The following is a 14848-nucleotide window of genomic DNA, read 5'->3' as shown; positions in this document are numbered from 1 at the left end:
GGACATTTAAAGTGTTTTTCCACCAAATAACGCTCGTGTTCACTTTGCAAATCTGCACCCCATTCGTTGATAATATATTGAAATTTTTTCTTTTTATTAGGAGTTGAATCTCTCAAAATGTCAATTGCTTCAGTATAAGAAACGCGTTTGAAATTGTTTTCTAAAACAAAGTTTAGTTTGTCCAACAATCCCATTTCGCTTCTTTCGGCTTGTGGTTTTGATTTCTCTTCGTCTAATAATCGTCCTTCTAAGAATTTCAAATCTTCGGGACATTTATCCAAAGTGTATTTAATTACATACTGAATAAAATCTTCGGCCAAATCCATATTGTCATTCAAATCATTGAAAGCCACTTCGGGTTCAATCATCCAAAATTCAGCCAAATGGCGAGAAGTGTTTGAGTTTTCGGCTCTAAATGTTGGTCCGAAAGTATATATTTGGCCTAAAGCCATAGCAAAAGTTTCGCCTTCTAATTGTCCAGAAACCGTTAGATTGGTTTCTTTTCCGAAGAAATCTTCTTTGTAATTTACTTTTCCGTCCTCCGTTCTTGGGGTATTGTCGAAAGGTAAAGCGGTAACTTTAAACATTTCGCCAGCACCTTCGGCATCTGATCCAGTGATAATTGGCGTGTTTACATACACAAACCCTTTTTCTTGAAAATAGCTATGAACGGCGAATGACAAAACCGAACGAACGCGCATAATGGCACCAAACACATTTGTTCTTACACGCAAATGGGCATTTTCTCGCAAGAAATCTAAACTTGGTTTGTTTTTGGGTTGGATTGGAAATTTCTCCGCATCAGAATCGCCAAGAATTTCTAGTTTAGAAACCTGAATTTCGAATTTTTGTCCAGCACCTTGACTTTCCACTAAATTCCCAGTTACCGAAATTGCAGCTCCTGTTGTAATTCTTTTTAAAGTTTCGTCAGGCGTATTTTCAAAATTGACAACACATTGTATATTATTGATGGTCGAACCGTCGTTCAACGCAATAAATTGATTATTTCTAAAAGTTCGTACCCATCCTTTCGCATTAACTCCTTGAAGGGTTGTTGCACTGTTTAGCAAGTCTTTAACTCTTGTATGTTTCATTTTCGAATAAGTAATTTAAAATTTAGGTTTTAGAATTTCAAAATGAATCTAAATCGAAATACAAATATAATTGATTTAGACGATAATTTTAAATAGCTAAAGCAGCTGTTTCGTTGAGAGGAATATGCTTATTCTACTTTAGACACGAAAGTATCCTGTTGTAATGCTCTCTTTTTTTCAAAAGTCAGCACCAAGGCTGGTAAAACTAACAAGTTGGCAAACATTGCAAATAACAAAGTGCAGGAAATCAAACCACCAAGAGCGATTGTTCCACTAAAGCTGGAAAGTGTGAAAATGGCAAATCCAAATACTAAAACAACTGAGGTGTAAAAGGTGCTGATTCCTGTTTCACGAAGTGCACTGAAAACAGATTTTTTGATTTTACCTTCATTTTCTATCAGGTCGTGGCGGTATTTTGCCATAAATTGTATTGCGTTATCCACCGAAATCCCAAAGGCAATGCTAAAAACCAAAATAGTGGACGGTTTTAACGGTATACCAAAATAGCCCATTAATCCTGATGTGATGCATAGCGGAAGTATGTTTGTGATAACCGATACCAATATCATTTTTACGGAGCGAAACATATATGCCATTAATCCCGCAATAAGAAGAATAGCAAAAATGAGCGATTCGATTAAATTGTCTATCAGGTAAGACGTTCCTTTTTGAAAAACCAATGCTTTTCCGGTTAAGGTTACTTCGTAGCGTTCTTTTGGAAAAACTAAGTCTATTTTTTTTCTTAATTTTCCTTCGACTCTTGCCATTTCTTCGGTGCCAATGTCTTTCATAAAAGTAGTGATTCGGGCATATTGTCCGGTTGAATCTACATAGCTTTTCATCAAATTATCTTTGGTGTTTTTTGAGGCATTTTTAGCATACGAAAGGATAAAAGCTTGTTCTTGCGAAGTCGGCAATTCGTAATATTCTGGATTACCGTTATAGTAGGCTTGCTTGGAATATTTTACTAAATTAACAATCGAAACAGGTTTTGACAATTCTGGAATTTCAGAAATGGTTTGTTGTAGCTCGTCCATTTTTTTCATTGTGGATAACTTCATAACTCCCTTTTTTTGTTTGGTGTCAATCATTATTTCCATTGGCATAACACCGTTAAACTCTTTTTCGAAAAATAGAATGTCCTTGAAGAACGAAGCGGTTTTTGGCATTTCGCCTATTAAGCTTCCCGAAACTTTTATTTGTGTAAGTCCAATAATACTAAAAACCATTAGCAGCGCATAAATACCATATATGATTCTTCGGTTGTATCTAACAGCATATTCAACCCAATCTAAAACAGCCGAAAGATAGGTTTTACTCAAATGGAATAAGTGTTTTTCTTTTGGAATTGCCATATAGCTGGAAACAATAGGTACCATTAATAATGTTAATAGATAAACTGTAATTACGTTTATTGAGGTTACTAATCCAAATTCGAAAAGTAAATCGTTTCCTGTAATCATAAATGTTGCAAAACCTGCCGCAGTTGTGAGGTTTGTCATCAAAGTAGAAACGCCAATTTTAGAAATAACCCGCTGCAAGGCTTTTGCTTGATTGTTGTGTAATTTTATTTCTTGCTGGTATTTATTTATCAGGAAAATGCAGTTTGTAATACCAATAACAATGATTAATGGTGGGACAATTGCGGTAAGAATTGTGATTTTATAATTAAATAGTCCAAGTGTTCCAAACGACCAAACAACGCTTAAAAGTAAAATAAAAATCGAAATTATTGTTGCTAGAGCTGAACGGAAAAACAAAAAGAAAATTAGGGAAGTGATAAACAAAGCGGCACAAATAAAAAGCCCGATTTCGCCTTTCATGTTTTCGGCATTGATGGTTCGAATGTAAGGCATTCCAGAAACTTTAAGATCTATTCCTGTGGTTTTTTCGAATTTTTCTATTTTTGGAACTAGATTCTCCACGATGAAAATTTTTCTTTCGGCCGTGTTAACAATCTTTTTTTTCAAATATACTGCAGATCGAATACTTCCAGATTGTTTGTTGAACAATAACCCTTCGTAAAAAGGAAGATTATTGAGCAACTCATTTTTTGTTTTTTGTAAATAAGCAACATCTTTCGTTTGATTTTGGTCAACAAGCGGAACCAATCTGAATTTCTGAGCAATAGTATCTTTTTGTAATTTTTTTAAATCATTTAAAGATACAACTAGCTCAACATCAGTGGAATTTTTTAACCCTGTCATTAATTCATTCCATGCTGCATAGGCTTTTGGAGTAAAAAAACTTTTGTCATTAAAACCAATAACAATAAGGTTTCCTTCTTCGCCAAACTTGTTCAAGAAATCTTGATATTGTTTGTTGACGATATGTTTTTGTGGAAGTAAATTGGCTTCAGTATATGTCATACTTAGATTTTTCCATTGTAGTCCAAGAAAAATAGTTAGTATAAAAATAACTGCGAGTATTGCAACTCTATTTTTGAGTATAATTCTGGCGATGAGTTCCCAAAACCCAACTTTTAAAGTGTTTTTCATAAAATGATTAAAAATGGTTGCAAAGGTAAATAAATCAAGAGATTTTTCACTAAGAGTTATGTTAGATTTATATAGATTTTATATTTACATTAATTTTTTTTTATTAATTTTTTAGATGTTATAATTTATATATTTGAAATTCTCATCTTTGTGAGAGAAAAACAATAAATATAGTAGTAATATCAATGAAAAATTATCGAAATACCATATTTTATTTTGTAGTTACGGGCGGTTTTTCTGCTCTAATTTATTGGATTATAGGCGAAGGAAAATCTTTGGAAATTAACAAAAGCATCCTGCATGCTAGACCAAAAAATGGATATTGGGATGATTTTATTACTTCTTTAGACCATAATTTACATCATCCTCTTGCTATTCTTTTAGCCCAGATTATTACTATTATTGTCGTAGCTCGATTTATTGGTTGGATTTTCAGGAAAATTGGTCAGCCATCTGTGATTGGTGAAATTATTGCGGGAATTATTTTAGGGCCTTCTTTGTTAGGATTATATTTTCCGGAATTTTCGCTTTCTTTATTTCCTGCCGAATCTTTAGGAAACTTACAGTTTTTAAGTCAAATTGGACTTATCCTATTCATGTTTATTATAGGCATCGAGCTCGATTTAAAAGTATTACAAAACAGAGCCAAAGAGGCTATTGTAATTAGTCATGCTAGTATTGTCATTCCATTTGCCTTAGGAATAGGATTGGCTTATTTTGTGTATTATAGATTTGCCCCTGCAGGAATTGCCTTTTTACCTTTTGCTTTATTTATGGGTATTGCCATGAGTATTACTGCATTTCCAGTTTTGGCTCGTATAGTTCAGGAAAGAGGGATTCATAAAACTAAATTAGGCGCCATCGTAATTACTTGTGCTGCTGCAGACGATATTACTGCTTGGTGTATTCTGGCTGCAGTAATTGCTATTGTGAAAGCAGGTACTTTTGTGAGTTCAATTTATATTATTGGTCTAGCTATTCTTTATGTTTTAGGGATGTTTTTTGTAATTAAACCCTTTTTAAAGAAAATTGGGGAGTTATACGGATCGAAAGATAATTTGAGCAAACCTGTTGTTGCTATTTTCTTTTTAACCTTAATCATTTCTTCTTATTTAACCGAAATTATTGGGATTCATGCCCTTTTTGGGGCTTTTATGACTGGAGTTATTATGCCTGATATTACTAAATTCAGAAATTTATTTATTGAAAAAGTTGAGGATGTATCGGTTATATTATTACTGCCTTTATTTTTTGTTTTTACTGGTTTACGAACCGAAATAGGATTAATTAACGACCCTTATTTGTGGAAAATTACAGGTTTTATAATTTTGGTAGCTGTAACAGGAAAATTTTTAGGAAGTGCTTTGGCTGCAAAATTCGTTGGGCAAAATTGGCGTGATAGTTTAACTATAGGCGCTTTAATGAATACCCGAGGTTTAATGGAATTGGTTGTGCTAAACATTGGTTTAGATTTAAAAGTATTGACTCCCGAAGTGTTTACAATGATGGTTATCATGGCATTGGTTACTACGTTTATGACCGGTCCTTCCTTAAATCTTATCAACTACATTTTTAAGACTAAGGATGAAACTAATGTTGATGAAGTTACAATTGTAAATAAATTCAAAATTTTGATTTCTTTTGGGAATAATGAAAAAGGAAAGTCGCTTTTGAGGTTAGCGAATGGCCTAGTAAAAAAACAAAAAAGCACCTCTTCTGTTACTGCAATGCATCTTTCACTTAGTGATGAATTGCATTCTTATAATTTACAAGAATATGAAAACGAGCAGTTTTTACCTATAATTGAAGAGTCAAAATTCTTAAATCAAGAAATAACAACGGTATTTCAGGCTACTGTAGATATTGACACCAACATTATTGATATTGCCAATAATGGGGAATATGATTTGCTTTTAATTGGACTTGGAAAATCTATTTTTGAAGGAACACTACTCGGGAAAGTATTAGGATTTACCTCAAGAATAATAAATCCTGATCGACTATTAGATAAATTTACAGGAAAAGAAGGTTTGTTTCAAAATTCACCTTTTGATGAAAGGACAAGGCAAATTATTTCAAAAACTAAAATTCCTCTTGGGATTTTAGTTGACAAAGAAATGCAACAAGTTAATCAAGTATTTATTCCCATTTTTACTACCGAGGATGCGTTTTTAATAGATATTGCTCAGAAATTAGTTTACAATAATAATTCCAACATTGTGATTCTGGATGTTAATGGTCATGTAGATTCTAATTTTATTCTTCAAAGTGCAGTTAAATCACTAATCGAAAAGTACACCAATAATATTACTTTGATGAATGAAAAAATCATTAAAAAAGAATTTTTATCCACTCAAGATTTGATGATAATTAGCATCGAAAGCTGGAAATCATTGGTCGATTCTCGCAGTATATGGCTCAGTAAAGTGCCTTCGGTTTTGATTATGAAGAATTAATTAAAACCCTAAGTTTAGTGTATAACTCAACTTTATGGCGAGATTATCTTCAAATTTGCTAAATTGATTAGAGCCATAACGGTAAAATCCTGTCAGCCCAATTCCTTTATATATTTGATTGAGTTCTATTCCAGATTCAAAAATTCCGTTATTTAATGTTTTGTAATTTACGCCTACATGCTGTTCAGGATGATCTAAATTTCCCCATGCCATTCGAGACACAAGTACCAATGTTGGTCTTACTTTTTTAAATAGAGTTAGTCTGTTAAATCCATGTTTAAGCTGTAAAGAAACAAACTTTGAGGAGATAAATTCATTAAAAAACATCGTTTCAAAACTATTTCTTCCTGAAAAAGTAATCCTTTGAAGCACAGTTTCTTTAGTAATATTGTTGGGAGAGGTGTTGTATAAATGAGTGATTGGAATGTCTCCAAAACCATATCCAGCCTGCAAAAGAAAATTGGTTTTTTGACCATTTAAATATTTTTTTTCATATTCTGCTTTCAAATCTATTTTGCCAAAATTGAAATTATTACCCCATAAATTTGTTAAGGATTGTGTGTATTGAAAAGTGAATTTCGGAAAACGTTTTTCTATTTCTATTCTCCCTTTTGGGGTTTGCATATAATCACTAAAAGGATTCCACTGTAACGAAACCATCGCAGAAGTAATCGTATAATTGGTATATAATTTATCGTTTAAGGCATAGATATAGTCAAATTTTGGCTCTACGATTGTTCGAGAAAGTTGCCAGATGCTTTCGGTTTTAGGTATGATTTTCGTTTCTAAAAAGGCTCTCCAGCCTACATAATTGTAAAATGTACTTATGTTTATTGGTCTAGGATCATACAGCTTAAACGCTTTTTTATCTATGGCATAATTTGTACTTGCAATTTCATGTACATCATCAGTATAAGATGCACCAATCCAAGTGTTTGAAAAATTTCCTATTCTAGTAGAAAGACCTAGGTTAAATTTACAGGCATCATCTTTTGTTCCATAAGCAGTATATCCTTCAATCCTAGTTGTTTTTGAAAGGCGATCGTTTGTAATACCGCCAAATCCAAATCGAAAGCCTTCATAATTATTAAAGGTAAATATTTTTCGTAAATCCACATCAAAAAAAGAAATAGGAACAAAACCATTAATTATTTTTCTGCCATAAATCAATCGATTTTCAATTCGTTTTTTTACAGAAAGACTATCTAAATAAATGTAAGTTCTTTGACTTCGGTTGTCAAGACTGTCTTTTCGATTTGATTTCCAGAAATCTTCTGTTTTGTTAATAGCATCATTTTTTATCTCGACTGTGATAGCTTTTTTTCTTATTTGTACCGGAACATTATATTGAATGTCATAGTTATTTGTTTTTGAAAGCAAATAGATATAATCTGACTCCCCTTTTTTATCTGGATTGTCAGCGATTTCATCTGAACTAAATGTTATCGATTCGCCTAATATTTTAATATCCTCTTTGTTTTTGCCTTTTACAATTTTAAAAGTTTTTTGAATTGGAAACCAAAGATCCTCCTTTGAAACATATTCAAATTCGTCTACACCACTAATATCAAGTACCCCTTTTATTCGCATTACAGCTTTGGCAACGGCAAAGTTTAATTGATCAATATAAAGAACACCTTCTAGTCCTGAAGCTTTTCTTTTCTTTTTATTTTTAAAATAAATCATATTGGTATTTCGACCATTTATCACTACCGTATCCAGTAATTTATAGTTATAATCCTTTAAGGCATCATCGGAAATTGGACTGTTGTATTTTGTTTCAAAAAGCTCATAACTTGAATCATAGATAGAAAAAGATTGTAAATTAAGTCCAATAATTTCATAAACGGGTTGTTTGAAACCTGCCATTCTTGTCCCTAAAATGGTTTCTTTTATTTTTGAATCTTTGAATTGAAAGCGAGATACTTTTTCAGTTTGAAACAAGTGATTTTTACTGATAAGTTTTTTGAATACAAAATTAGAAGAATCGATTTTTTTAAAACTTTTCCCGATAGCATTTTCTACAAATACAGAATCAATGCGTCCCTCTATAGAATCTGGGTTTGCGGTTACAATCAGTTTATTATAAGATTTAAATTCAAAACTGTTGAGTTTTTTTTGAGGATTGTTATTGTTTTTTGAAGCGATAACTTTCCTAATAACTGACAAAGCTGGGTTTTCATTTGAAATAAAAATTTCTTTTAGCAGGTTGTTTTTTTCTGAAAGAAGTGCCGTATAGAACGTTTTGTCATTTGCTACATTCACTTTTAATGCAGTGTATCCTATATAGGAAACATAGAATTCAGCTATTTTTATTGGTGATAAAAGGCTAAATTTTCCATCTACATCCGATATTGCAGTGCTATTTTCATTTGCAATAATCTTAGCAAATGGTAATGGTTTATTGGTTTGAGCATCTTTTATGATTCCGTTTACCTGAAATTGAGCCTGAAGTGAAAAGGTAAAAAAGAGAAACAGTAAACAGGTTTGTTTCATAAAAAAGGTTTGTAAAAAAACGCCAATACTAGTTTATTAGTACAAAATAAGCATAAAAAATCCGCATAAAGCGGATTTTTTATTGTTTTATCAAAAGTTAGACTTTCATGATTTCGGCTTCTTTGTTGACTAAAAGCTCATCGATTTTTTTAATGTAAGTATTGGTTAAGGTCTGCACTTCATCTTCGGCACTTTTACAAACATCTTCTGATGTGCCTTCTTTTTCCAATTTTTTAATATCGGTGTTGGCATCTTTACGTGAATTTCTAATTCCTACTTTAGCATCTTCTGCCTCAACTTTAGCTTGTTTTGCAAGTTCCCGTCTTCTTTCTTCGGTAAGTGCAGGAACACTGATAATAATGAGATCACCATTATTCATTGGATTGAATCCGATGTTTGCTACCATAATTGCCTTTTCAATCGTATGAAGCATGTTTTTTTCGAAAGGCTGCAATGTGATTGTTCTTGCATCTGGAACGCTAATTTTTGCAATTTGTGACAATGGTGTTGAAGATCCATAATAATCAACAAAAACGCTGCCTAACATAGCTGGAGAAGCTTTTCCAGCACGAATATTCAAGAAAGATTTTTCTAAATGTTCAATAGAACCCGTCATCGATTCTTCGGCACTTTCTAATATAAATTCAATTTCTTCCATTTTTTTATATTTATTCCCAATTCAGGGTAGGGTACTTATATGTTTACTAAGGTTCCTATATTTTCACCTTCGCATATTTTTAATAAATTTCCTTGTTTGTTCATATCAAAAATAACAATTGGTAGTTTGTTTTCTTGACTCAAGGTAAATGCAGTAGTGTCCATTACATTTAATCCTTTTTTTAGTACATCCTCAAAAGAAATGTAATTAAATTTTGTTGCAGTGGTATCTTTTTCAGGGTCGGCTGTATAAACTCCATCAACTCTTGTTCCTTTTAAAATTACATCGGCATGAATTTCTACTCCACGTAACACTGCAGCTGTATCGGTAGTGAAATAAGGGTTTCCAGTACCTGCCCCAAAAATTACGATTCTTCCTTTTTCGAGATGACGAACCGCTCTACGTTTGATATAAGGTTCAGCTATTGCTTCTATTTTTAAGGCAGTTTGCAAACGAGTAAGCATTCCTTTGTCTTCTAAAGCTCCTTGCAACGCCATACCATTAATTACTGTGGCTAACATTCCCATGTAATCACCTTGAACTCGATCCATTCCGTTACTTGCTCCAGCAACTCCTCTAAAAATGTTACCTCCGCCAATTACTATGGCAATCTCAACTCCTTTATCGTGAATTTGCTTAATTTCTTCAGCATATTCGGCCAATCTTGCGGGATCAATACCATATTGTCTTTCACCCATTAAAGCTTCGCCACTTAGTTTTAGAAGAATTCTTTTGTATTTCATGATAGTATTAAATTTGGAGTCCTGCTTTTGCAAGCTCAAGTCATATGTTGTTAATTTGTGCAAATATAAACATATTCTTTTTTCGAAAATAATGGTTTTTACTTTTTTTAATCACTTATAGGTTTTATTCCTCGAAGCTCTGCTTCGGTTTTTTTTGCCACAGATTCACAGATTAAAAAAAATTTTTGAAAATCTGTGAATCTGTGGCTGTTATTTTGCTAATACCGCTGGGGCTCGGCCCAGAGGTATTTTATTTGGTCCTTTCACGAAGGGGTTTATTATTTTTTGGAAGTAAATTTACGAATCATCATACTCATTATTATAACCAAATAAAATTGTCCCGCCAAAGCTAGTAAAGAAGTAATCATTTTGGCGTTTTGATTTATAGGAAGCATATTGCTAAAACCTATACTTGTTGCAGTATTAGTGCAGTAATATACAAGGTCGATATAAATACTGGTATGATTCTCTAAATCTATATTGGTTAATACATTTTTGCCGTCCATTAATAGTAATATTAAAAATATGCGAACTGCAATTTCAATTAATAATAAATACCCAACAATGGTACCTGATATCAATGCCATGTCGATTCTGTGAGGAGAAAGTAAAAAAGAGAAGGTATAATATATGGTAATAATCAAAAATATGGAAAATGAAATTTCCCTTAAATACTCTAAGGGGATATAATTATTCAAGTAAAATAATCCTGTACTACAACAAAACGAGAAGATTAAAAATAAGATAAATAGCGGAGTGATTTTTATTTTTCGGTGAAAAAAACTATTGGTGGCAGCTAAATACACAAAAATAACATTGGCTAATCTGAAATATTTTTCATAGAAGTTTAAATCAAAAAAAAGCACACTCCCATAAAGATGAAAAAGAAGCGCAACTAATAAAATTTCGTAGCAATATTTATATATAAATACCGTAAACAGTCTTTTTTGCTTTTTTAATTCCATTTGAAGCTGATAATGTTTCCTGTAAATATAAACAATTGTTGATTTTAAATTCGTCAAAATCAATCAAAATTCGTCAAAAAAACTTTATATACTTTAATTCGAATGCCAATTCTTTTATTCAAAACTAGTTACAAAATCTTCAATTTCAATGGCAGTATTAACATGATAATCGCCAATTTTTGTTCTTCGTAAAGCCGTCAAATGTGAACCAGAATTTAAAGCTTTCCCAAAATCATAAGCCAAAGAGCGGATGTAAGTTCCTTTGCTACAAACCACCCTAAAATCAATTTCAGGAAGTGCGATTCTGGTAATTTCAAATTCGTGAATGGTTGTCTTTCTGGTTGCAATTTCTACTGTTTCTCCAGCACGAGCGTGTTCATATAATCGAATGCCGTCTTTTTTTATAGCTGAATAAATAGGTGGTTTTTGGTCGATTTCGCCTATAAATTGTTTTACCGTTTCAAGAATCAAAGAGTCATCAATATGCGTAGTGTCGAAAGTTTGGTCAATTTCTGTTTCTAAATCATAGGAAGGTGTCGTAGCACCAATGAAAAAAGTACCTGTATATTCTTTGGCTTGTCCTTGAAGTTCAGCAATTCTTTTAGTAAATTTCCCAGTGCAAATTAGCAGTAATCCGGTCGCCAGAGGGTCTAATGTGCCCGCATGACCTATCTTGAATTTTTTAGGCAATCCTGCTTTATTAATCAGCAGGTATTTTAACTTGTTTACTGCTTGAAAGGAAGTCCAATGCAGGGGTTTGTCAATAAGTAAGACTTGTCCGTTTAAGTATTCTTCGGTAGTTTTCAAGGCGATTTATTTTATGTATAAAAAGTAAATCAACAAGAATGAGCCCATAATAATTCGGTACCAACCCCAAGGTTTGAAACCAAATTTGTTGATGATGCCAATAAAAAATTTAATTGCTAAAAGTGCAACAATAAATGCAATACAATTTCCCAATAAAAACATCATGATATTGTCATTTGACTTTAAAATCAGTTCATATCCTTTCATTTGCGAAGTTTCATAGGTTTTGAGAAATACCGAATAACAAGTAACTGCTAGCATTGTGGGAACTGCCAGAAAAAATGAAAATTCAGCGGCGGTATTCCGAGAAAGTCCTTGTTGCATTCCGCCAATTATAGAAGCTGCTGACCGACTTGTCCCGGGCATCATTGCCAAACATTGCCAAAAACCAATTACAACCGCTTTTTTTGTACTTATATCTTCTTCATTTACAATTGTAGTTTTGTCTTTGAAATATTGGTCAACAAAAAGTAAAATAAATCCTCCTGCAATTAAAACAATTGCAATCGGAATTGGATCACCAAGAACGGCTTCTATTTTATCATCGAATAATTTTCCCAAAACCAGCGCTGGAATTACTGCAAAAGCCAGTTTGGTGTAAAAATTCATCCCAATTTTAAGCGTTGGAAAAGCTAAGAATTTCTTCCAATACAAAGCCACGACAGCTAAAATGGCTCCAAATTGAATCGAAACCTGAAAAAGTTTTACAAAATCGTCTTCTTGAATTCCAAAATAGGAACTAGTAAAAATCATGTGAGCTGTTGAAGAAATAGGAAGATATTCTGTTAATCCCTCGACAATAGCAATAATTATAGCTTGAAGTGTGTTCATTTAGATAGCAGATTTGCTTCGCCAGTTTGCTGACGCACGGGTTAGAGTTTAGATTTCAGTCTGATGCATCCAAACATATAATATTAATTACTGATTTTTTGGTTTTTTCAAAATAGCATAAATGGTGATCCCAAAACCTATTAAAACTGTTGTCGGAGCTAAACGAATGCGTCTAAAATTAAAAATAGCCTCATTAAAAACATTCGGATCTTCACTACCGCCACCCGACATCAAAATAAATCCAAGAGCAATAACTACAATCCCAATTAATAAAATTTTGTAATTTGCTTTTTCAAAAAGAAATTCTTGTTTTTGTTCTTTGTTTTTCATTTTCATTTTTATAAAATCTGCAACCTGCAACCTGTAATCTAATAAAGATCGTCAGTTCTTAAATTTAAGAAACGTTGTGTCGCAAAATAAGTACTTAACCAAGTGATTAAAACACCAAGTCCAAAAACCACTATTAAAACAAGCCCTATTAATAATTTGTTATCTAGTATTCCTAGGTTTGGAAAACTAGTTTCAACATAAATCAAAACTCCAATCAAGGCTAGAACGGCTAATCCGGCACCTATCATCCCTAATTTCACACTTCGCATTACAAATGGTTTTCTGATAAATGATTTTGTAGCACCAACCATCTGCATTGTTTTGATGATAAATCGATTAGAATGTATAGACAATCTTAAAGAACTATTAATCAATAAAACAGCAATTACAGTCAAAAAACTACTTATGATTAATATCCACATGCTCACTTTTTTGATATTATCATTGACTAAATTCACCAATTGTTTGTCATATACAATGTCCGAAACCATCATATTTTTTCTTAAATTGTTTTCAATAGTAACTATTTTTTCTTTAACTACATAATCGGCTTTGAGGTGTATGTCATAAGAATTTTGAAGCGGATTTTCTCCTAAGAATGTCATGAAGTCTTCGCCAATAATGTCTGTATGTTGTTTTGCTGCAGCTTCCTTTGGGACATACAAATAGGATTTTGTAAAAGGAGCTTTTTTTATTTCATCACCAAAAGCTTTTACGATACTATCTTTCGCTTCGTTCTTAAAAAATACTGTCATGGCAATATTTTCCTTAAAATCATTTGCCAATTTTTGAGAATTGATTATAAAGAATCCTAAAAATCCTAAAAGAAATAAGACTAAGAAGACACTTAGTACAACTGAAAAATAAGAGGAAATTAATCTGCGTTTTTGAAATTTATCAAAAGAAGAACTCATAGTTTACTGAATTATGGCGTAAAAATAATAAAGAATTTCTTTATTTAAAGTTAATAACGTTCAAAGTTTTAACTTTCGTACAATAAATGTAAATTTGCCACACAATTTTAGAGACCCTTTGGGGTTTATCCCGATAGTTTACGGGACTGAAAGGGTTAAAATATTTAAAATAATGAAATACAATCCGAACGAAATCGAAGACAAATGGCAGAAGCATTGGGCTGATAACCAAACTTTTGCTGCGTCAAATAATTCAGCTAAACCCAAATATTATGTTTTGGATATGTTTCCTTATCCATCTGGAGCAGGTTTGCATGTCGGTCATCCTCTAGGTTACATCGCTTCCGATGTGTATGCGCGATACAAAAGACATCGTGGATTTAATGTATTGCATCCTATGGGTTATGACAGTTTTGGATTGCCAGCTGAACAGTATGCCATACAAACGGGACAACGTCCGGAAGACACCACTTCGGTAAATATTGATGGAGGCGTTGATAAAGAAGGAAACAAAATTGCGGGATACAGAAAGCAATTGGATAAAATTGGATTTTCATTCGATTGGAGCCGTGAAGTACGCACTTCGAATCCTGATTATTATAAACATACCCAATGGATTTTTATTCAATTATTCAATTCTTGGTACAATAAAAATACAGACAAAGCTGAGGACATTTCGACTTTGATTGCTGTTTTTTCAGCCGAAGGAAATTTGAATGTGAATGCCTTTTGCGACGACAATATTCCAATTTTTTCGTCAAGCGAATGGAATGCATTTTCGTCAGATGAGCAACAAAAAATACTGTTACAATATAGATTAACCTATCTCGCCGAAACCGAAGTGAATTGGTGTCCGGGATTGGGAACTGTTTTAGCCAATGACGAAATCGTAAATGGGGTTTCAGAACGGGGAGGTTTTCCTGTGATTCGCAAGAAAATGACCCAATGGAGCATGCGAATTTCAGCCTATGCAGAACGTTTATTGCAAGGTTTAGACACTATTGATTGGAGCGAAAGCATTAAAGAAAGTCAGCGGAATTGGATTGGAAAGAGTGT

General features: G+C 32.7%; 12 protein-coding genes. 2 read left to right on the top strand and 10 right to left on the bottom strand.

Annotated features, from left to right (window positions below; translation table 11 throughout):
- Both asnS and ACKVOD_RS01975 read right to left on the bottom strand, forming a co-directional pair.
- The coding region (asnS, locus tag ACKVOD_RS01980; protein WP_409207807.1) for an asparagine--tRNA ligase at positions 1-1094 on the bottom strand (1094 nt) is incomplete at its 3' end.
- Between the two features lie 128 nt (positions 1095-1222).
- The gene (locus tag ACKVOD_RS01975) at positions 1223-3592 is read right to left on the bottom strand and encodes an efflux RND transporter permease subunit (protein WP_409207806.1); all 2370 of its coding nucleotides are present in this window, start codon (positions 3590-3592) and stop codon (positions 1223-1225) included.
- Between the two features lie 185 nt (positions 3593-3777).
- Between ACKVOD_RS01975 and ACKVOD_RS01970 the strand changes: the two genes are divergently transcribed.
- The gene (locus ACKVOD_RS01970; protein WP_409207805.1) at positions 3778-6048 is read left to right on the top strand and encodes a cation:proton antiporter; all 2271 of its coding nucleotides are present in this window, start codon (positions 3778-3780) and stop codon (positions 6046-6048) included.
- Here the strand turns inward: ACKVOD_RS01970 and ACKVOD_RS01965 are convergent, their stop codons facing one another.
- The 8 genes from ACKVOD_RS01965 to ACKVOD_RS01930 all read right to left on the bottom strand — a co-directional run bounded on the left by ACKVOD_RS01965 (position 6049) and on the right by ACKVOD_RS01930 (position 13792).
- Positions 6049-8544, bottom strand: coding sequence for a DUF5686 family protein (locus tag ACKVOD_RS01965; RefSeq protein WP_409207804.1), 2496 nt, complete (start codon positions 8542-8544; stop codon positions 6049-6051).
- Positions 8545-8641: 97 nt separating this feature from the next.
- Positions 8642-9202, bottom strand: coding sequence for a ribosome recycling factor (frr, locus tag ACKVOD_RS01960; protein ID WP_409207803.1), 561 nt, complete (start codon positions 9200-9202; stop codon positions 8642-8644).
- 35 nt (positions 9203-9237) lie between these two features.
- Entirely contained in the window at positions 9238-9945 is a 708-nt protein-coding gene (gene pyrH, locus ACKVOD_RS01955) for a UMP kinase (protein WP_409207802.1), read from the bottom strand.
- Between the two features lie 278 nt (positions 9946-10223).
- Positions 10224-10532, bottom strand: a complete 309-nt coding sequence (locus tag ACKVOD_RS01950) for an ion channel (protein ID WP_409207801.1) — start codon at positions 10530-10532, stop codon at positions 10224-10226.
- Between the two features lie 492 nt (positions 10533-11024).
- Positions 11025-11717, bottom strand: coding sequence for a tRNA pseudouridine(55) synthase TruB (gene truB, locus ACKVOD_RS01945; RefSeq protein WP_409207800.1), 693 nt, complete (start codon positions 11715-11717; stop codon positions 11025-11027).
- 6 nt (positions 11718-11723) lie between these two features.
- Entirely contained in the window at positions 11724-12548 is an 825-nt protein-coding gene (locus ACKVOD_RS01940) for an undecaprenyl-diphosphate phosphatase (RefSeq protein ID WP_409207799.1), read from the bottom strand.
- Between the two features lie 87 nt (positions 12549-12635).
- The gene (locus tag ACKVOD_RS01935; RefSeq protein WP_409207798.1) at positions 12636-12878 is read right to left on the bottom strand and encodes a DUF3098 domain-containing protein; all 243 of its coding nucleotides are present in this window, start codon (positions 12876-12878) and stop codon (positions 12636-12638) included.
- Between the two features lie 38 nt (positions 12879-12916).
- The gene (locus tag ACKVOD_RS01930) at positions 12917-13792 is read right to left on the bottom strand and encodes a cell division protein FtsX (RefSeq protein ID WP_409207797.1); all 876 of its coding nucleotides are present in this window, start codon (positions 13790-13792) and stop codon (positions 12917-12919) included.
- Positions 13793-13964: 172 nt separating this feature from the next.
- On the opposite strand from ACKVOD_RS01930, the gene ACKVOD_RS01925 reads away from it, so the two are divergent.
- Positions 13965-14848 (top strand): class I tRNA ligase family protein (locus ACKVOD_RS01925; protein WP_409207796.1); only part of this gene is annotated, 884 nt, incomplete at its 3' end.

The sequence above is a fragment of the Flavobacterium sp. genome, assembly GCF_046155325.1.
Lineage (GTDB): Bacteria > Bacteroidota > Bacteroidia > Flavobacteriales > Flavobacteriaceae > Flavobacterium.
This window is presented reverse-complemented; position numbering and strand designations above follow the sequence as displayed.

Coding starts and splice junctions, on each gene's coding strand:
- ACKVOD_RS01970 (WP_409207805.1), top strand. CDS start 3,778: ATGAAAAATTATCGAAATACCATATTTTATTTTGTAGTTACGGGCGGT.
- frr (WP_409207803.1), bottom strand. CDS start 9,202: ATGGAAGAAATTGAATTTATATTAGAAAGTGCCGAAGAATCGATGACG.
- ACKVOD_RS01940 (WP_409207799.1), bottom strand. CDS start 12,548: ATGAACACACTTCAAGCTATAATTATTGCTATTGTCGAGGGATTAACA.
- ACKVOD_RS01950 (WP_409207801.1), bottom strand. CDS start 10,532: ATGGCATTGATATCAGGTACCATTGTTGGGTATTTATTATTAATTGAA.
- ACKVOD_RS01975 (WP_409207806.1), bottom strand. CDS start 3,592: ATGAAAAACACTTTAAAAGTTGGGTTTTGGGAACTCATCGCCAGAATT.
- ACKVOD_RS01965 (WP_409207804.1), bottom strand. CDS start 8,544: ATGAAACAAACCTGTTTACTGTTTCTCTTTTTTACCTTTTCACTTCAG.
- ACKVOD_RS01935 (WP_409207798.1), bottom strand. CDS start 12,878: ATGAAAAACAAAGAACAAAAACAAGAATTTCTTTTTGAAAAAGCAAAT.
- pyrH (WP_409207802.1), bottom strand. CDS start 9,945: ATGAAATACAAAAGAATTCTTCTAAAACTAAGTGGCGAAGCTTTAATG.
- ACKVOD_RS01930 (WP_409207797.1), bottom strand. CDS start 13,792: ATGAGTTCTTCTTTTGATAAATTTCAAAAACGCAGATTAATTTCCTCT.